12 protein-coding genes are annotated in these 19,476 nt (G+C 73.5%); 5 read left to right on the plus strand and 7 right to left on the minus strand.

Annotated elements, in window-relative coordinates:
- Positions 1–804: 804 nt before the first annotated feature.
- Positions 805–3,705 carry a glycoside hydrolase family 48 protein gene (locus tag Vse01_RS17845; RefSeq protein ID WP_093408059.1) on the plus strand — a complete coding sequence of 967 codons (2,901 nt, stop codon included), beginning with the start codon at positions 805–807 and terminating at the stop codon, positions 3,703–3,705.
- Positions 3,706–3,983: 278 nt separating this feature from the next.
- On the opposite strand, the gene Vse01_RS17850 is transcribed toward Vse01_RS17845, so the two are convergent.
- Positions 3,984–4,709, minus strand: a complete 726-nt coding sequence (locus Vse01_RS17850; RefSeq protein ID WP_093408056.1) for a DUF3159 domain-containing protein — start codon at positions 4,707–4,709, stop codon at positions 3,984–3,986.
- A gap of 82 nt (positions 4,710–4,791) precedes the next feature.
- On the opposite strand from Vse01_RS17850, the gene Vse01_RS17855 reads away from it, so the two are divergent.
- A complete protein-coding gene (locus Vse01_RS17855) occupies positions 4,792–5,679 on the plus strand; it encodes a phosphatase PAP2 family protein (RefSeq protein ID WP_093408054.1) in 888 nt (295 codons plus the stop codon).
- A 4-nt stretch (positions 5,680–5,683) separates the two neighbouring features.
- Positions 5,684–6,436 (plus strand): maleylpyruvate isomerase N-terminal domain-containing protein, encoded by a 753-nt coding sequence (locus tag Vse01_RS17860; RefSeq protein WP_093408051.1) that lies wholly within the window; start codon positions 5,684–5,686, stop codon positions 6,434–6,436.
- Positions 6,437–6,532: 96 nt separating this feature from the next.
- Here the strand turns inward: Vse01_RS17860 and Vse01_RS17865 are convergent, their stop codons facing one another.
- Positions 6,533–7,396, minus strand: a complete 864-nt coding sequence (locus tag Vse01_RS17865) for a DUF1028 domain-containing protein (RefSeq protein ID WP_093408048.1) — start codon at positions 7,394–7,396, stop codon at positions 6,533–6,535.
- 101 nt (positions 7,397–7,497) lie between these two features.
- Between Vse01_RS17865 and Vse01_RS17870 the strand changes: the two genes are divergently transcribed.
- Both Vse01_RS17870 and Vse01_RS17875 read left to right on the plus strand, forming a co-directional pair.
- On the plus strand, positions 7,498–8,478 hold the full coding sequence (locus Vse01_RS17870; RefSeq protein ID WP_093408046.1) for an LLM class F420-dependent oxidoreductase: 981 nt from the start codon (positions 7,498–7,500) through the stop codon (positions 8,476–8,478).
- Positions 8,475–9,272 carry an SDR family oxidoreductase gene (locus tag Vse01_RS17875; RefSeq protein WP_093408043.1) on the plus strand — a complete coding sequence of 266 codons (798 nt, stop codon included), beginning with the start codon at positions 8,475–8,477 and terminating at the stop codon, positions 9,270–9,272. Before Vse01_RS17870 ends, Vse01_RS17875 begins: the two co-directional genes overlap by 4 nt.
- A gap of 47 nt (positions 9,273–9,319) precedes the next feature.
- Here the strand turns inward: Vse01_RS17875 and Vse01_RS17880 are convergent, their stop codons facing one another.
- The 5 genes from Vse01_RS17880 to Vse01_RS29375 form a co-directional block, all read right to left on the minus strand.
- Positions 9,320–11,605 carry a transglutaminaseTgpA domain-containing protein gene (locus Vse01_RS17880; RefSeq protein WP_093408041.1) on the minus strand — a complete coding sequence of 762 codons (2,286 nt, stop codon included), beginning with the start codon at positions 11,603–11,605 and terminating at the stop codon, positions 9,320–9,322.
- Positions 11,581–12,879, minus strand: coding sequence for a DUF58 domain-containing protein (locus Vse01_RS17885; protein ID WP_093408039.1), 1,299 nt, complete (start codon positions 12,877–12,879; stop codon positions 11,581–11,583). Before Vse01_RS17885 ends, Vse01_RS17880 begins: the two co-directional genes overlap by 25 nt.
- Positions 12,880–12,894: 15 nt before the next feature.
- Positions 12,895–13,890 (minus strand): AAA family ATPase, encoded by a 996-nt coding sequence (locus Vse01_RS17890; RefSeq protein ID WP_093408037.1) that lies wholly within the window; start codon positions 13,888–13,890, stop codon positions 12,895–12,897.
- 25 nt (positions 13,891–13,915) lie between these two features.
- Entirely contained in the window at positions 13,916–16,528 is a 2,613-nt protein-coding gene (locus Vse01_RS17895; protein ID WP_373870683.1) for a fibronectin type III domain-containing protein, read from the minus strand.
- Between the two features lie 215 nt (positions 16,529–16,743).
- Positions 16,744–19,392 (minus strand): tetratricopeptide repeat protein, encoded by a 2,649-nt coding sequence (locus Vse01_RS29375; protein WP_232511358.1) that lies wholly within the window; start codon positions 19,390–19,392, stop codon positions 16,744–16,746.
- Between the last annotated feature and the right edge of the window lie 84 nt (positions 19,393–19,476).

Raw genomic sequence — 19,476 nt, forward strand, 5'->3', positions numbered from 1 at the left:
GCAGTTGGTGCGAGCGGGACCGGGTGCGCCGAGTACCGCGGGCGGACCTTTGTGCGCGCCCGGGCGGTCGGCGGGGCGTCGCGGATGGCGGTCGGCGGGCGGGTCGACTGCCGTGCGGGGCGCGCGGGTGGTGCGCGTCTGACCCGTCGGCCTCTTTTCCCATCGTGAACGGGGGTTTAGTGTGGGGACGGGGGAGGGCAACCCCCGTCCCCACCGTGTTGCGGTACACGCACGTTCGGATTGGCGTCCCAGTTGTGCGTGTCGCGCGGGAGCCGGGCCACGCGAGTGGCTGAGGATCCACCTCCCTCCACTGTGGTGGGGTGACGGCTGACGGCGGTGTCCGGGCTGGCCCGCCGTCGGCCTGTGGTCTGTTCCCCGGAGCCGTGGGCACGACCCCGAGCGATATTCCGGGTGGAACTCTGTCGATGGAAGCGCTCCCATCGACGTTGTTGCGACTGTAACGCCCGTCACGGCTTTGTGAAAGCCCCAAAATGAGATCGAAACAAGTCGGTGTTTCCGGAAGTTCCCTTGCTGGTGTTGGGAGCGCTTCCATGGCACACTGTCGATCGACCGCGCGGAGCCAAGTTACGCGTGAGCGCGGGTCGCCGAGGGCTTCCGGCTCGTCCGGTACGGCGTCCTGCTAGCAGCGGGAGCAGCTGCCGTCCCATACGGCGCCCCGCCGCGCTGGCCCGACCCGGGCCGCAGCGACCACCATCCACTGGCACCTCGGCGGACCCGTCGTCCCCGAGGCGCCACCGCCGGTGCGCCACCGCCACCGGCCTGGTCCGAGGAGACACCGCGCAGATGAGAAACCTGGCTAGACGCCGGCGCCTGGCGTGGCTCGCCGCCGCGGCGCTGGCGATCGGTGGGGCGACAGTCCCCGCCGCCGCCGCACAGGCCGCACCGGCCTGCGACGTGGTTTATACGACAAATGACTGGAGCAACGGCTTCACCGCCAACGTCACCATCAGGAACACCGGTGACGCGATCAACGGATGGACCCTGAAGTTCGCCTTCCCCGGCAACCAACGGGTCACCCAGGGCTGGTCGGCCCGGTGGAGCCAGAGCGGCAACGAGGTCACCGCCGTCAACGAGTCCTGGAACGGCAACATCCCGGCCGGCGGCAGCACCAGCATCGGCTTCAACGGCTCCTACTCCGGCACCAACGCGAAGCCGACCTCGTTCTCGGTCAACGGGGTCACCTGCGGTGGCACGGCGCAGCAACCCCCGACGGTCAGCCTGTCGGTGCCCGCCGGCCCGTTCACGGCCCCGGCGACCGTGCCGCTGACCGCCACCGCCAGCGACCCCGACGGCACCGTCGCCCGGGTCGAGTTCTACCGCAACGGGCTGCTGGTCAACACCGACACCAGCGCGCCGTACGCGTACACCCTGGAGAGCCTGCCGGCCGGTGACTACACGGTTCAGGCCCGGGCGTACGACAACAGCGGTCTGTCCGCGATCGCCGAGCGGTCGTTCACCGTCGCCGCCTCCACCTCGCCGGCCGTGGTCGCCACGCCGACCGCGGTGACCGTCCCCGAGGGCGGCAGCTCGACGTTCAACCTCAAGTTGAGCCGGGCGCCCTCCGCGAACGTCGCGGTGAGCCTGGCGCGTACCGGCGACACGGACGTCACCGTCACGCCGACCTCGGCGACGCTGACCACGTCGAACTGGAACACCGGCGTCGACGTGACCGTCCGGGCGGCGGAGGACGAGGACACCGTCGGCGGCACCGCCACCGTCACCGCCTCGGCCACCGGCCACACCCCGGCGACGGTCACCGTCACCGAGATCGACAATGATGTGCCCGGCGGGGACGACGAGTACGTGCAGCGCTTCCTCACCCAGTACAACAAGATCAAGAACGCGGGCTACTTCAGCCCGGAGGGCGTGCCGTACCACTCCATCGAGACGCTCATCGTCGAGGCGCCGGACCACGGCCACGAGACCACCTCCGAGGCGTTCAGCTTCTGGCTGTGGCTGGAGGCCTACTACGGTCGGGTGACCCAGAACTGGGAGCCGTTCAACGACGCCTGGACGGTGATGGAGCGGTACATCATCCCGTCCGACGCCGACCAGCCGACCGCCGGCTCCGCCGGTGACGCCACCTACGCCGCCGAGCACGACCTGCCCAGCCAGTACCCGTCGCAGCTGGACTCGAACGTGCCGGTCGGCCAGGACCCGCTGCGCGCGGAGCTCCGGTCGACCTACAACACCGGCTCCGTCTACGGCATGCACTGGCTGCTGGACGTCGACAACGTCTACGGCTACGGCCGCTGCGGCGACGGCACCACCCGCCCCGCGTACATCAACACCTTCCAGCGGGGCACCCAGGAGTCGGTGTGGGAGACCGTGCCGCAGCCGTCCTGCGACACCTTCGCCCACGGCGGTCAGTACGGCTACCTGGACCTGTTCATCAAGGAGTCGCAGGCCCCCGCCAAGCAGTGGAAGTACACAAACGCTCCGGACGCCGACGCGCGCGCCGTGCAGGCCGCGTACTGGGCGCTGACCTGGGCCAAGGAGCAGAACAAGGAGGCCGACGTCGCGGCCACCGTGGCCAAGGCCGCCAAGATGGGTGACTACCTGCGGTACGCCCTGTTCGACAAGTACTTCAAGCGGATCGGCAACTGCGTCGGGGCCAGCACCTGCCCGGCCGGCTCCGGCCGCGACTCCGCCCACTACCTGCTCTCCTGGTACTACGCCTGGGGCGGCGCGTACGAGACCAGCCAGAACTGGTCCTGGCGGATCGGCTCCAGCCACAGCCACTTCGGCTACCAGAACCCGTTCGCGGCCTGGGCGCTGACAAACGTCGACGAGCTCAAGCCGCGCTCGCCGAACGCGGCGGCGGACTGGACCAACAGCCTCGAACGGCAGTTGGAGCTCTACACCTGGCTCCAGTCGGCCGAGGGCGGCATCGCCGGTGGCGCGACCAACAGCTGGGGCGGGCACTACGGCCAGCCGCCGGCCGGCACGGCCACCTTCTACGGCATGTTCTACGACGAGGACCCGGTTTACAACGACCCGCCGTCGAACCGGTGGTTCGGCATGCAGGCCTGGTCGATGCAGCGCATCGCCGAGCTGTACCTGGTCAGCGGCAACGCCCAGGCCAAGGCGCTGCTGGACAAGTGGGTTCCGTGGGCGATCGAGCACACCACGCTGGGTGAGGACTGGTCCATCCCGTCGGACATGGAGTGGACCGGCCAGCCCAACAACTGGAACCCGGACAACCCGCAGCCGAACAACAACCTGCACGTCGAGGTGACGGTCCGGGGCCAGGACGTCGGCGTCGCCGCCGCCTACGCCCGCACCCTCATCGCGTACGCGGCGAAGTCGGGCGACACCGAGGCGAAGGAAACCGCCAAGGGGCTGCTGGACGCGCTGCACGCGCACACCGACGACCAGGGTGTCTCGACGGTGGAGAAGCGTGGCGACTACGAGCGCTTCGACGACGTCTACGACGCCTCCACCGGGCAGGGCCTGTACATCCCGCCGGGCTGGACCGGTGAGATGCCCAACGGTGACGCCATCGCGCCGGGGAAGAGCTTCCTCGACATCCGGTCGTTCTACAAGGACGACCCGGCGTGGCCGAAGGTGCAGGCGTACCTCGATGGTGGGCCGGAGCCCGAGTTCCGTTACCACCGCTTCTGGGCCCAGGCGGACGTCGCCATGGCCTACGCCGACTACGGGAAGTTGTTCCCCAACGGCTGAACGAACTCCTCCGGGTGGGCGGTGACCCACCCGGAGGCACCGGCCGGGCCTCGGGGGTAGAGGCAGGTCCGGTAGACGGCCTGACACCCACGGTCAGGCCGGGGTGGGTCGGCCCTCTGGCCGACGCAGCGGAGCGGTCGGCCCACCCCACCACCCCGACCCGCCGAGCACGGCGCGCACATAGCGAAAAAAAGTGACCGCCCCGGGATCACAACCCGGCCCGGGACGGAGTAACGTACATCACCGGAGAGGCCGCTCCCCCCGTGGCGGCCTCTCCTTTATTGTTCCTGCCCCGGCGCGTTCGACTCGCCGTCTTCCGGTGCCTTCGCGGCCGGCTCAGTCTGCGGCGTCACCGGGTGCCGCAGACCGGGGTGACCGGCCGGCAACGACCGGCGCAGCACGGCCCAACTGGCCGCCAGCGCCGCCGCGACCAGCGGCCAGGTCAGTCCCACCCGGGCCGCGGTCAGGGCGAGCACGTGACCGCCGAGATACAGCGGCACGAACACCGCCACCCGCAGCAGGTAGGTCCCCGTCCACACCCAACTGGCCCGCCCGTACGCCCGCAGCAGCGCCGGGTCACGGCGCCAGCGCCCGCGCTGCCCCAGCGCGGTGCCGACGACCACCCCCAGCAGCGGCCAGCGCACGAGGATGCTCACCGCCCACGCCAGCGCGCTGGCGGCGTTGGCCAGCACCTGCACGAGGAAGAAGTCCTCCGCCCGCCCGGTGCGCACCGCCACCAGCGCGGCCACGCAGACCGCGAGCAGCCCGACCAGCACCGACCGGGGCCGGTCACCGCGGCGCAACCGCCAGCCGGCCACCACCGTGCCGGCGATCAGCGCCGCCACCACCCCGGCCCAGACCGACCGTCCGGCCACGAGCCAGCCCACCGCGAACGCGACCGGCGGCACGGTGGCGTCCACGGCCCCGCGGCGCCCGCCGAGCAGATCGGCCAGCGACTCGGGCCGCCCGTCCACGGCGACGTCCCGCTCCGACGTACCGGTCACGCGCCCTCCTTCGCCTGCGGCCAACCTATCTCCACGCCACGGACGGGCCACCGGCCGGACGCCGGTGGCGTGCCGCTAAGTTGTGCGGGTGCGCGTGACGCCCAGGGGTGGTACTGCGGTCTGGCTGGTCGTGCTGGCCCTCATTCAGACGGCGGCCTTCATCGCCGTCTGGCGATTCGCCCTGCACACGGAGATCGGCCAGTGGATCGACACGGTGGCCCTCACCGGCAACCGGATCGGCCGCGACCACATCGAGGAACCGGTCGACCGGATCCTCAACGCCATGTCCGTGGTGTCGCTGCTGGCAGTCACCGTGATGATCGGGTTCATCGCGCTGATCCGAGGTCGGGTCGCCCTGGCCGTCGCGGCGACCCTGCTGATCGCGGGCGCCAACGTCACCACCCAACTGCTCAAGTACGGGCTGAGCCGCCCCGACTACGGCATCGACCTGGAACGGGCGTACGTCGGCAACAGCCTGCCCAGCGGGCACACCACGGTCGCCGGATCGGTGGCGGTGGCCCTGGTGCTCGTGCTCCCGCCCAAGGTGCGGGCCGTCGGCGCCGTGATCGGCGCCGGCTACGCCGCGACCGCCGGGGTGGCGACCCTGTCGGCGGGCTGGCACCGGCCCAGCGACGCGGTCGCCGCGTTCCTGGTGGTCGGCGTCTGGGCGGCGCTGGCCGGCCTGCTGCTGCTGATCACCCAGCGGGAACGGGCGGAGGTCGCGCCCGGTGACGCGCACCGGCTCACCGCCCTGCTGCTGGGCGTGGGCGGGCTGCTCGCGATCGCCGGCTGCGGGTTGGCCCTGTGGTGGCTGGTGGGCCTGCGGTCCACCCCGGCGGCGGAGCTGCCCCGCCGTCCGCTGTTCGTCGGTTACGCGGGCAGCGCCGCCGGCGTCGCCGGCGCCATGGCGGTGGTGATGGCGCTGGTGCTCACCGCCGTGCATCGTCTCGTGCCCCGCTACAAGGGCTGACCGGATGAGCGTCGTACGGTCGGCCTTCCGCGACGAGTGCGAGCGGCTCGGCTCGGTGCTGCGTACCCTCGACCGCTCGGACCTCGACCGCCCGACCCGCTGCGTCCCGTGGACGGTGGCCGACCTGCTGGCCCACGTACGCACCGGAGCCGGCCGGCTGGCCGACATGCTGGCCGCCACGGCACCCGGTCCTGCCCAGGTCGACGCCGCCGGATACTTCGGCGCCGCGAAATTCGTCCCGAAAGTCGACGCCGCCCGGATCGAAGCCGCCCGGATCGAAGCCGCCCGGACCGAGGCCGCCCGGGTCGAGGCCGCCCGGATCGGGGCCGCCCGGGTTGAGGCTGTCCCGGGCAGCGTCGAACGGCTGGCGGAGCGGACCGGCGCGCTGCTCGACGCGGACTTCGACCGGACCTGGCGGGCCACCCTCACCGCGGTCGACGCCCACCCCGCCGACCGGGTGGTACGCACCCGGCACGGCGACGCGATGACGGTGACGGAGTTCCTGCGTACCCGGGTGGTGGAGGTCGGTGTGCACGGCCTCGACCTGGCCGAGGCGCTGAACCGACCACCGTGGCTCACCCCGACCGCCGCCCAGGTGATCGCCGAACTGCTCATCGGCGGGCAGGCGCTGCCGGTGGGCCTCGGCTGGGACCGGCTGACCCTGATCCGCAAGGCCACCGGACGCAGCCCGCGCAGTCCGGCCGAACAACACGCCCTCGACACCGCCGGCATCCGACTGCTCGCCTTCGGCGGCTGACCGGCGACCGGCCCGCGTATCCGCATTCGCCCGCCCGGGCCGTCGCCGGGGGCCCGGAGCAGACACGCGTCGCCGCTGCGCGCGGCAGCCGGCGGATCAGGCGGCGGTGCGGGGCGCCGGCACGTGCGGAACGGCGGCGCGCAGGTGGGCCAGGACCACCGGGTCGATCCGACCGGGTGCCAACCGCTCCTCCAGGTTCTCCAGCCCGGCCCAGGCGACCAACGCGTCCTCGGGCTCCGCGGGATCGGCCGGGTACCCGAGCCCGGTCAGCAGACCGGCGACCTCGGCGGCCAGCGCGCCGGTCAGGTCCAGCAGGGTGGCCGGATCGGGCCGGCTGAACAGCAGGGTGTGCACCGCGAGCAGCCGGTCGAGTTCCGTGACCGGGTCTGGATGGTCGTCGACCCGCAGGTCGATCATGACGTCGCCGGTGCCGCCGTACCCGCCACCACGGCGCACCACGAGCAGCCCCGCGCTCTGCCGGCCGCGCCGGTCGCCGCCAGCGGCCTCACCGGCCCGCAGCGCCGTGAGCAGCCGCTGCGCGAACGGCAGGTCGACACCGGCCAGCCAGGCGTCGCGGAGCGCGTCGACGACCTGCGGGCCGGTGAGGATGTTCCCCTGCGCCGCCCAGCCGTCGCCGGCCTGCCCACCGGCCCAGCCCCGGCAATGGGCGCCGGTCCAGGTGGCACCCGGCCCGGTGGCGGCGACCACCCCGAGCTGGCGGTGATCGCGTTCCGGATCGGCGGCGACCAGGCCGGCGACCACGCCGGCGGCGGACACACCGGTCCGCAGCAGCGCCAGCCCCTGCGGCCGGTAGGCCAGGTTCACGTGCGCCTGGGTGGCGATCGCCCCCACATCGGCTGCGGCACCCGGCACGAGCGCGCCGGCGGCCAGGAAACGGCTCGCCACGACGATGCCGTGCAGCCGGCCGTCGTCGGAGCGGGCGACGAGCGAGAAGGTCACGCTGGGAAGGTTAACGCTGGTGACGGCCCTGCGACTGCCGCCATGACCTTGCCCGACGAGGCAGGGGCGGGCACCATCGACCGATGACGACGCGATGGGCAATGACGGTGCCACTGGGCGGGATCCCGCTCGCTGACCACGCCGCGGTGTACGCGGCCCTCGCCGACGCCGGCTACACCGACGTGTGGTCCTCCGAGGTCAACGGGGCCGATGCGTTCACCCCGCTGGCGCTGGCCGCCGCCTGGCAGCCCGGACTGCGGCTCGGCACCGCGATCACACCGGCGTTCACCCGTGGACCCGGCCTGCTGGCGATGAGCGCCGCCGCGCTGGCCGACGTCGCCCCCGGCCGGTTCGCCCTCGGCATCGGCGCGTCGTCGCCGGTGGTGGTCTCCGACTGGAACGCCGTGGAGTTCACCGAACCGTTCCGGCGCACCCGCGACGTGCTGCGTTTCCTGCGGGCGGCGCTGCGCGGGGAGACCGTCGACGGCGCCTTCGACACCTTCGCCGTCCGCCGGTTCGCCCTGGAACGGCCACCGGCGGTCCCGCCGCCGCTGCTGCTGGCCGCGCTGCGTCCGGGCATGCTGCGGCTGGCCGCCGCCGAGGCCGACGGAGTCATCCTCAACTGGCTCGCCGCCACCGACGTGCCCCGAGCGGTGACCGAGCTGGGGCAGCGGCGTCCACAGTTCGAGGTGGTCGCCCGGATCTTCGTCTGTCCCACCGAGGACGCCGGGTACGCCCGCACCCTCGGCCGGCGGATGATCACCAGCTATCTGACCGTGCCCGCGTACGCGGAGTTCCACCGCTGGCTCGGTCGGCAGGAGGCGCTGGCGGACATGTGGGCGGCGTGGGCGGCCGGCGACCGGCGCGGTGCCCTGGCCGCGATCCCGGACGAGGTGGTCGACGCGTTGATCCTGCACGGCTCGCCCGAGCAGTGCCGGGCACAGGTGAGTCGGTACGTCGACGCCGGGGTGGACGTACCGGTGCTGGCCTTGCTGCCCACCCCCGAGGTCACCGCCACCGACCCGGCGGCGCTGGCCACCCTTGTCGCCCGGCTCGGGCGCGACGCGAAGGAGTCGGCGTGAACCTCACCGACCGGGTAGCGGTGATCACCGGCGGGGCCGGGGGAATCGGTGCGGCGCTGGCCCGACGGTTTGCCGCCGAGGGAGCCGCCGCGCTGGTCCTGGCCGACCTGGACGGTGCCGCCACCGAGGCGGTCGCCGCCGCCGTGGGCCCGCTGGCCCGGGGCGTCGCCGTCGACGTCACCGACGAGGAACAGGTACGGGCACTGGTCGCCGACACCGAACGCCGCTACGGCCGCATCGACGTGTTCTGCGCCAACGCCGGAGTGAGCAGCGGCGGGGGAGTGGAGGTCGACGACGCCGGCTGGGACCGGTCCTGGCGGGTCAATGTGCTCGCCCACGTGTACGCCGCCCGGGCGGTGCTGCCGGCGATGCTCGCCAGGGGCAGCGGCTACCTGCTGCACACCTGCTCGGCGGCGGGAGTGCTGACCGCCGTCGGCGACGCCGCGTACACCACCACCAAGCACGCCGCCGTGGGGTTCGCCGAGTGGCTGTCGGTGACCTACCGGGACCAGGGGATCCGGGTCAGCGCGCTGTGCCCGCAGGGGGTCGACACGCCGATGCTGGCCGACGGGTTGGCCGCCGGGCACCTCGGTGCCCAGGTCATCGCGGCCTCCGGCGCGGTGCTCAGCCCGGACGAGGTGGCTGCGGCGGCGGTGGCGGGGATGGCGGAGGAACGGTTCCTGATCCTGCCGCACCCGGAGGTGGCCGAATATGCTCGCCGCCGCGCCGAGGACCCCGACGGCTGGCAGTCCGGCCTCCGCAAACTCGTCCGCCGGTTGCGTGCCGCCACCTGATCGCCGACCGCTCCGCCCCCACCCGCATCACGGTAGGAGGGTGGGAGTTAGCGGGGCCAGCGTAGGGGGCCCGGGTGCACCGACCAGAGCAGGCGACGCCAGTGGGGACGGGCGGCGCGCAGCGTCCCGCTGTAGGTGGTGGCGGCCTCGGCGGCGGCCTCGGCCTGTTCGGCGGTGGCCGTGCCGGGTGCGAAACCGACCTGGTTGATCAGCGTGGCGAGGTCGTCGACGGCGAGCTGTGCCGCCGTCGACACCTGACGGTCCTCGACGCGACGGATGGCCTCGGTCAGGGTCTGTCTGGCCACGGCGGCGACCTCGGTGGCGGACAGGTCGGCGGCGACCGGCCGGCCGGCCAACCGCAGCGTGTCGGTCAGCTCCCGCCAGGCGCCGGCGATGCGGTGGCCGGGGTCGCCCCGGTGCAGTCGGGCCCGGGTCTGTGCCCGGCGCAGACCGGCGAGGGTGGCCAGCAGCGCCACGACGACGAGCAGCAGACCGCCGCCGGTGCCGCCGACAAGCACCGGCGTCGGTACGCCCCCGCTGTCCGCCGGGCCGGCGGGAGCGGCCTGCGCCGGTGGCGAGGCGGTCGGCTCCAGGGTGGGCTCCGGCTGCTCCGACGGGGGCGGATCCTCCGGCTGGGGGCGGAAGTCCTCCTCCACCGGTCGGGGCTCCTCGTCCGGTCGGGGCAGCGGATCGAACGCCACCCAGCCGAGGCCGTCGAAGAGCACCTCCGGCCAGGCGTACGCGTCGGCGGCCCGCACCGGACCCGACCCGGGAGCGGCGAACCCGACCACCACCCGGGTCGGTAGCCCGGCGAGCCGGCCCAGCACCGCGAACGACGCCGCGAACTGTTCGGACGTGCCGCGCTGTCCACCGCCATTGCGCGGCCCGAACAGGAAGAACGCCAGGTTCGGGTAGGCGTGGCCACTCGGCGCGTCGGCGACCAGCCGGTAGTGCTCGGCCAGCCACTGCTCGATCGCCGCCGCCCGCGCGTACGGCGCGCCGTTCTCCTCGGCCAGTTGGGTGGCCAGCCGCCGCAGCTGCTCCGGTGCCCCGTCGGGCACGTGCAGCACCCGGGCCACCGCGTCCCCGGCCGGGGTGTTCGCGGTGGCCAGCAGGTTGGCGTCGGGGCGCTCCCGGGCCGACGTCACCGTGTAGCGCAGGCCGGGGGCGAGTCCGTCGGGACGGATCAGCGTGCCGGTGCCCGGGTCGTAGGCGACCCGGGCGCCGCTCACCTCACGTGGGGTGGGTACCGCGGGCAGCAGCCGTCCACTGAGGTCACCGACGGTGATCTCCTGGCGGACGGTTTCGACGGTGGCGTACGGCGCCGGTTCGACGGCGGGCAGGATCCGGCCGGCGTTACGGTAGGTCGCGCCCACCCGCCAGGTGACCCCGTCGTAGTCGCTGAGCACGGCCAGCCGGATCCGCACCGCGGCACTGCCCGTCGCCGCGCCCCCTGTCGGCCCGGGCTCGCCGGGGGAGTCGGTCGTCACCTGGAACAGTTCCTGTTCCGGATTCAACGCCCAACCGGAGATCCGGATCAGCGGGTTCTCGTCAAGCGTCTCCACCTGCGGCGGCTGCACATAACGCCGCGGATCCACCGGCCGGGTGTCCACCAGGGCGGCCACCGCCGGGCCGAGCAGCGCCGCCAGCGCCACCACCACCGTCGTACCGGCGGCCGAGGCCACCGCCAGCCGGGCCCGCACCCCGGACCGCACCGCCGGGGCGAGCCCGTCGGCGGGGTCACCGTCCGCGGGTCGGGACGACACCGCCAACCCGAGCGCGGCCGTCACCACAAACGCCACGGTCGCGCCGATCGCCGGCTCCGCGTTCGGTCCGACCACGTACACCGCGCCAGCGTGCAGCAGCACCGGCGGCAGGTAGCCCAGCAGCACCCGCCCGGCCCGCAGGGCCACCTCCGCCCCGGCCAACCCGGCCAGCCAGGCGGCGACCACCGGCAGCAGGATCGTGTCCGGCGTCGCCTCCACCGGGATCATCGCGGTCAGCAGCCGGGGAATGGCGTTGCGGGCGGCGTCGCCAGCCACCTCGGCGAACCCGCCCGGCACCTGCGCGCCAGCGGCCGCCACCCGCAGGCAGACCGCCGTCCACCCGAGCATGGCCAGCACCGACACCGGCGCCACCTGCCAGGACGGCAGCCGCCGGGTCACCACGCTGACAAGCACCGACCCGACCGCCGCGCCAGCCACAAGCATCGTCAGCAGCGATCCCGCGTACACCCGGCCGAGCACCACCCCGGCCAGCGTGACCAGCACGACAAGCGTCGCCGGCACCGCCACCGCCCGCAGCAGCCTCACCACCGGCGCACCCCGTCCCACTCGGCGGCGAAGCCCGCCCCGTCGGCCGCGTCGACGACGACCAGGCCGGCCGCGCCCGGCGGCGTCGGCTCCGTCGCCCCGAAGATCCCGACCACCACCGACGGGTACGCGCCGCGCAGCGCCCCGACGTGCCCCAGATCCTCGGTCGCTCCCGGTCCGGTGAGGACGACAAGCGTGTCGCCGAGCCGGTCGCGGCGCAGCCGTGCCACCGCAGCCTGCAGCGTGCCCTCCCCGGTAAGCGTCACCGCCGCCAACCGGTCCAACGGTCCACTCGGACCGGTCTCCGACCCGTCGCCGCCGACACCGCCACCCGCCGCGCTACCGCCCCAACCGTCTCCGTCACCCGGGGCCGCGCCGTCCCGCCCGGTGCCGCCCGCCCCACCACCGCCCGTCGCCGTCCGGCCCGGACCGGTGCCGCCCGATCCGGCGGAGGTGTCCTCGGCGGCGACGAACAGCAGTACCACCGGCAGGTCCTCGCGGACCGCCGCGGTGACCACCGACGCCGCCGCCTCACAGGCCGATTCGAACGACTCCGCTACCCCGCCGACCCGGTCCGGATGCGCGCTGGACCGGTTGTCGAGCAGGACCACGATCCGGGGCAGACTGGTGTCCACGTTCTCCCGCACCATCAGCTCACCGACCCGGGCGCTGGTGCGCCAGTGGACGCGACGAAGCTCGTCGCCGACGACGTACTCCCGCAACGAGTCGAAGGTGATCGAACCGTGCGGCACCGCGTCGACCCGCCCGTCGAGACTGCGTCCCGCGCCGGTGGGCACCGCCCGCAGCGGATGGATCCGCGGGTGCACCCACACCGGCACCACATCGCCGTAGGAACGGGCCAGCACCACCAGGCCGAGCGGGTCGCGGCGGGTCACCCGCAACGGCCCCACCGGCACCACCCCGCGTCGGCTCGTCGGCACCGGATAACTGACAGTGGTGTCCGCGCCGGGTCGCAGCCGCAGCACCGGCACCGGCACCGGCACCATCCGGCCACCGCAGCGGTCGGTGGCCAGCATGCTCGCCGCCCCCACCCGTCCCGCATTGCGTACGGTCAACGTCATCGTGGCCGGCTCGCCCCGGGCCACCCGATCCGGGTCGGCCTGCCGGGCCACCCGCAGCCGGGGCCGCCGGGCCGCGGCGACCAGAGCGACCGCCAGCGCGGTGCTCGCCGCCGCGCCGAGCAGCGTCAACTCCGGGTACCCGAACCGGAAACCCGCCCCCAGCAGCAGCACGGCCGCGACGAGCAGACCGATGCCCCGGGCGGTGATCCCCACGCCAGACCTCGCCGGTCAGTGGTGCGCCGGGGCCGGCTGGCCCGACGGCAGCGGCACCGGCACCGAGGCGACCGCCTGCCGCAGCACGTCCGCAGTGGTCACCCCCCGTACCTGGGCGTCAGGAGTGAGCAGCAGCCGGTGGGCGAAGACCGGCTCGGTGAGCGTCTTCAGATCCTCCGGCATGATCCAGCCCCGGCCGTCGATCAACGCGTACGCGCACGCCGCTCGGGTCAACGCGATCACCCCGCGTGGACTGACCCCGACCCGGACCTGCGGATGGGTGCGCGTGGCCGCCGCCAGCCGCACCGCGTACGCGTACAACGGCTCGGCGATGTGCACCCGCCGGGCCATCCGGACCATCTCGCCGACGGTGGCGGTGTCGGTCACCGCCGCGAGCGCCTCGGGAGAGCGGACCGTCGCCCCGCGCAGCACCTCCACCTCCACCGACTCGTCCGGATACCCCACCGACAACTTCACCAGGAACCGGTCCAGTTGGGCCTCGGGCAGCCGGTACGTGCCGTCCATCTCCACCGGGTTCTGGGTGGCCACCACCAGGAACGGCTGCGGCACCGGATGCCGCACCCCGTCCACGGTGACCGTCCGCTCCTCCATCACCTCCAGCAGCGCCGACTGCGTCTTCGGCGACGCCCGGTTGATCTCGTCGGCGATGACGATGTTGGCGAACACCGGGCCCGGGTGGAACTCGAAGCCCCGGGTGGCCTGGTTGAAAATTGTCACCCCGGACACGTCGGAGGGCAGCAGGTCCGGCGTGAACTGGATCCGCCGCCACTGCCCCTTCACCGTCGCCGCGATCGCCCGGGCCAGGGTCGTCTTGCCCACCCCGGGCACGTCCTCCAGCAACACGTGCCCCTGGGCGAACAACGCGGTCAACGCCAGCCGCACCACCTGCGGTTTGCCGAGCACCACCGTGTTGACGTTCTCGGCCAGCCGGGCGGCCAAGGCGGCGAAGCCCTGCACCTCCTGCTGGGTGAGCGGTTCCTGGCTGTTCACCGTGGTGCTCCTCGCCTGGGGTGGATCAGCAGGTGGGCAGGACGCTTATGTCGTCCCCGCCCTCCAGGTTGAGCCAGGCCCAGGGGATGTAGTTCCGTCCGCTGTACTCGACCTGCACCCACCAGGTGCTCTGCTTGTTGTCGTTGTAGATCCAGGAGTCGATGTCCGTGCCCCGCACCTTGCAGTACGCCTTCAACCGGGTGCCGGGCTTCGCCCAGCCGACCTGGCGGTCGTTGTCCTGCCGGGGCACCGAGAAGATCTCGTTGCCGTTGCGGCCGTCGCGGTCCCGGTCGCAGTAGGTGCGCTGGTCACCGTCGGGACCGTTCTCGCAGGTGGCGATGCCGTACAGGGCGTCGGTCCGCTGAGCCCTGGTGGCGGTGCCGCTGCCGGCGGCGTTGGTCGCCGTCACCGTGAACGTGTAGCTGGTGCCGGGAGTCAACCCGCTCATAGTGATGCTCGAACACGGGCCACTCTTCGCCGGCTGACCCGACCGGGACAGCGTACAACTGGCCTGGCCGCCGCCGGCGTCCACGGTGAACGTCACAGTCGCCGCCGTCGCGGTCGCCGACGAACCGGTCACCGTCACCCGGGGCGCCGCCACCGTACGCGCCGTCGTCGTCGCCTGCGCGCCCTCGCCGGCCTCGTTGACCGCCCGGACCCGCACCGTCACGTTCTGCCCGTCACCCAGGCCACCGACGGTCGCCCGGGTGTCGGTCACCTCGCTGCGCTTGTCACCCACCTCGACCACGTAACCGGTCACCGGCCGGCCGTTGGCCACCGCCGGCGTCCACTGCACCGCCACCGTCCCCGGCTGGTCGGCCACCGTGCTCGCCCGCAACTCCAACGGCTCACCGGGAACCGTGAACGGCACCACCGTGTTGCTCACCGGCGACGCCTCCGACGCCGCGCCCTTGTCGTTGACCGAGACCACCGTGAACGCGTACTGCGTGCCGTACTCCAGCTCACCGGCCTTCACCACCAACTCGGTGCCGGTCGCCTCACCGACCGGGGCGTTCGTGCCCGCAGAGGTCGCCGACACCGCGTACCTGGCGATCGTGTTGCCCTGACCGTTCGCCTCCGGCCAGCTCACCACCACCGTGCCGTCCGCCCGTGCCTCGGCGGTCACCTCGGTCGGCGCGTCCGGCACGTCCGCGGTCGGCGTCACCGGGTTGCTGTTCCGAGCTGGACCCGCGCCTTTCGCGTTCACCGCGTGCACCGAGAAGCGGTACGTCTCACCGTTGGTCAGCTCCGTGACCTCCACCGACCGCTGGTTCGCGCCGACCTCCAACCGCTGCCCGGCACCCTCCACCACGTACCGGATGATCTCGGCGCCGTTGGCCGCCGCCGGTCGCCAACTCACCCTGGCCTGCGCGTCGCCGGCCGCCGCCGTGACGTTACGCGGCGCGCCCGGCTTGCTCACCTGAGGCTTCTTCGGCGGCGGCGGAGGTGGCGGCGGAGGCTCCGGCGGCGGATCACCACCGAGCACGTCGTTGGCGTACTTGTCGACCTCCCGCACCTGGTGCGAGTCGTTGACCACCCGCGCGGTCGCCGCGTCCGGCGCGTTGATGAACAGGTAGTTCTCCCGCACCTCCAACTCCAGCGGGCCACCCCACCGGCCCCGGATCGTGTCGGTCAGCTGGCCCGTCGCGTCGAACGCGTACACCGTGCCCGCCGCCTCGTCCGCGCAGTAGAACCGCCCGGCCCAGGCCACCGCCGGGCCGAGCCGGTCACCGTCGCCCGGCACCGTGAACGACCGCACCTCGCCACCGTCGCCGATCGCGTGCACCTGCCGCTGCGCGGGCACCGTCACCGGCACCACCGGCCCGCTGGTACGCACCGGCAGGATGCCGGGCCCGGTCAGCGTCGACGCCAACGCCGTGCGGCGGGTCGTACCGTCCACGACGGTCACCAACGCTCCGGCCGTGCGGTCCAACACCGCCACACCGTCATCCAACGTGGAGACCACCAACTCGTGGCTGGCCTCCGCCACGTCGTACGTCTCCACCTGCGGCGAACCCACCGGTGAGTCCGCCGCCTCCGACGGCAGCACCGCCGGGGTGATCGCCGAGACCGTGCCCTCCGCCGGCACCGCGACCCACAGACGGCCCTCGCCGTCGAACGCGCCGCCGGTGATCCCCGGCGGATAGCGGACCGGCTCGCCAACCGGGGCCAGCGACCGCGGATCCAACTGCCGCACCACACCCTGGACCGCGTCCACCACGAACGCGGCGTCCTCGTGCAACGCCACACTCACTCCGAGCCCGGGGGTGGTCGGCGTGGTCGCCGTGATCTGCAACGTCGCCAGGTCCAGCGCGCTTATCTGACCCGTGTTCAGATCCCGCAGCACCAGCAGCCGGTCCGTCTGTGTCACCTGCATCGGATGCCGCCGCGCCGCCGGCACCTCCATCCGGGTGTCCACCCGGGCGGTGACCCCGTTGACCCGCGCCAACTCGCTGCGCGCCGCGCTCCACAACCACGAACTCGCGTCGTAGTTGGCCACCGCGTTGTCCGCCGAACCCAGGCCGAGCACGGTCAGCCCCATCGCCGCCAACAGCGCCACCACCGTACCCACGGTGACGAGACCACCGCGTACCCGGGACCGGGATCGTGGGGTGCGGGCCGGAACGGCCTCGTCGATGCTCGCCACAGCCGGCAGCCTCCCGTGTCGTCTCGGCAGGTGGCGCCCCCGTACGGCGACCCCTCCCCTGAGCCGGGAGCCATCATATGGTCACCCCACCGACCCCGGGAACCCGCACCGTCCGGCTGTGGACACCCAGCGTGGCGTGTCGTCGGCGTGTCCCGCCACGACTGTCCGTCCGGGACCGATCGGCCCCCTCAGCCCGACGGGTCGGCCTACCGCGACGTGCACACCTGGTCGGAAGTGGCGAACTGGTCGGTGTCGTAGACGGCGAGCACCGCGAAGCAGTAGTTCACCCGGGTGCTCAACCCGTTGACCGTGTAGCTCGTCCGACCCGGGTCCACCGTGGCCATCATGCCCAGCGACTGCCCGGTCCGCCCACCGGCCACCATGAACGGCACCAACCCGTCCGACGGATCCGTCCAGGTCAACGTGATCGTCGTGGTGTCGTCGCGCATCGTCAGGTCCCCCGGAGGCGGGCCAACCGAACCGGGTGGCGATGTCGGCGCCGACGCAGGCCCCGACGAAGGCGCAGCCCATCGGTCCAGGACCAGCAGACCCACCCCGACCACTGCGGCCAGGGCCACCAGGACCGCCACCACCGCCACGCCGATCGCCACCCGGTTACGACCCGGCGCCGGCTCCGCCGTCGGCATCGCCAACGGCCCCTGGTACGGCGCGGCGATCCCCGGAACCTGAGCACCGGGCGGACCCCAGGCCGGCGGCGCGGCGGGCCCCGGATAGGCCGGCGGCGCACCCGGTGAACCGTGCGGCTGGGCGCCACGACCCGGCCCCGCCAGCCGGGGGTCATGCTGCTGGACACCGACCCCGGGTCCGTACGGGTTGGCTCCGCCACCCGGGCCCTCGGCCGAGCCGCCGCCGCTCAGCGGCCCGTACGGCGGGGGTACGGGGTGGGCGGCTCCGCCGGTCGCCGGGTAGCCGCCCGGCCCGCCGGTGGGCGCTCCGCTGGTCGGCGGTGGGTAGCCGGGTGGTCCGCTGGTCGGCGGCGCCCAGCCGGGTGGTGTGCTGTTCGGGCCGGGTTGCGGTAACGGTGCGGTCAGGTCGTGCGGGCCGGCCGTCGGGCTGACCAGTGGGGTGCTCTGCGGAGCCACCGGGGGAGTGCCCGGTGGTGCGCTGACCGGTGGCGCACTCACGGGTGGTGCGCTGACCGGTGGTGCGCTCACGGGTGGTGCGCTGACCGGTGGTGCGCTGACGGGTGGCGCGCTGATCGGTTGGGCCTGGCTCCAGGCCGCCTCGGCGGGCTGTCCCAGCGCTGGTGGCGCGCTGACCGGCTGCCCCTCGGCCGGCGGCTCGGTCACCGCCGATGACCAGGCCGGGGACGCGCTCACCGGTGAGGGCACACTCTCCGCCGGTGCCGGAGACTCAGGCGTACGGCCGGCCCGAGCCGCTTCCTCCTCCAACAGGGGACCGATCTGCTGCACCCGGATGGTGGGCCGGGCCCACTCGGGATGCCCGGTCGAGACAGGCTTGGCGCCCGTCGATGTTGCTTCGTCGGCGGCGGGGGAGTGCCGCAGTACGCCGGTCTGTTCCTCGTCCTCGATCGGCTGGCGCGGAGCCGGTCCGGTCGGAGACGGGCTGGACGGCGTGACCGACGGTGCGGTGTGTGACGGAGCCGGCGACGACGGGGCCGGCACCCCGCTTGTCGGCCTGGTCGCGGCGGTAGCCGCAACCACCGGGGCGGGTGGCGCCCCCGCCGATCGGGCCCGGTCGACCGGAGTCGCGACCGGACGGGCTGACTGATCATGAAAAGCGGTCCGGGCCTGCGGTACCACCGGCGGCGCAGGAACGCCGGGCGGCGTTGGGACCTGCGGCGGGGCAGATGGTGCCGTGGCTGACGGTGGCACCACCGACGGCGGTACGCGCGGTGGGCCAGGCGGTGCAGCGGATACTGGTGGGGTGGGCCGCGGAACCTGCGGCACCACGGTTGGCGGCACGGCGGGCGGCGGCGGGATCTGCGGCGCGACAGTCGGAGGCGGCGGAATCTGCGGCACCGCGGTGGGGGGTGGCGGTATCTGCGGCACTGCTGTGGGAGGGGTTGGTGTGACCTGCGGCGCTGCTGCGGGAGGCACGGTGGACAACGGCGGGATCTGTGGCGGGGCGGGCCGCCCCGGCTCGGCCAAGGTCTGCGGTGCGGCGGGAACGACCGGTGGCGCCGGCACAGCGGCCCCCAGGGGGGCAACGGGCACGGGAGGGACGGTCGCCGCTCCAGGGCCGCCGGAAGTGGGCTGGTCGCCGGCAGGCGGTGACGCCGAGGGGGAGGCGGGCCGCGCCGGTGCTGCCGTCGACGCCTCGTGCGGCTTCCACAGCGTGGAGAGCACGGCCAGGGAGACCGTGGGTTCGTCCAAGGCTCCCCGGCCCGGCGGACTGGCCGGACCAGGCTGAGGGGCGGTCGGGACAGCGGGCTGAGGGGCGGGAGCGGCGTCGCCGAGATACTCCCGTGCCATGCGTACGGCCGGGTGGTCGGCACCGAGCACGGCGGGGCCGGCGGCGGCCACCCGGGTGTAATTGCGGCGCGCCTCGTGGCGATTGCCCAGCTCGTCCGCGACGGACGCCAGCTCGAAGGCCAACGCCAGCATCAGCGGATCGGCATGCGGCCAACGGCGCTCCCCGGCGGCGAACGCCTCCTCCAGCACCCGCCGGGCCGCGCTCGGATCGTCCGCCTCCCGATGCAACCTGGCCAGCAGATGAGCGGTGCTGAGCACGTCCGGATGATCTTTGCTGAACGGCGGCCGAGTGGACTCGACCGCATCGGCCAGCAGGTCACGGGCGGCGGCGAGGTTACCCGCACCACGCAGCGCGAGGGCCCGTTGCTGAGCGACGGCCAGGGGAGAGGCATGGGGCACGAGGCCCATGCTGCCGGGTACGGGCACCTTGACGCTACCCGGCGCACACACCTGCCGAGGGGCCGCTACCGGGCGTTGCGACCA

The organism is Micromonospora sediminimaris (genome assembly GCF_016863575.1).
In the GTDB taxonomy this organism is placed as follows: domain Bacteria; phylum Actinomycetota; class Actinomycetes; order Mycobacteriales; family Micromonosporaceae; genus Micromonospora; species Micromonospora sediminimaris.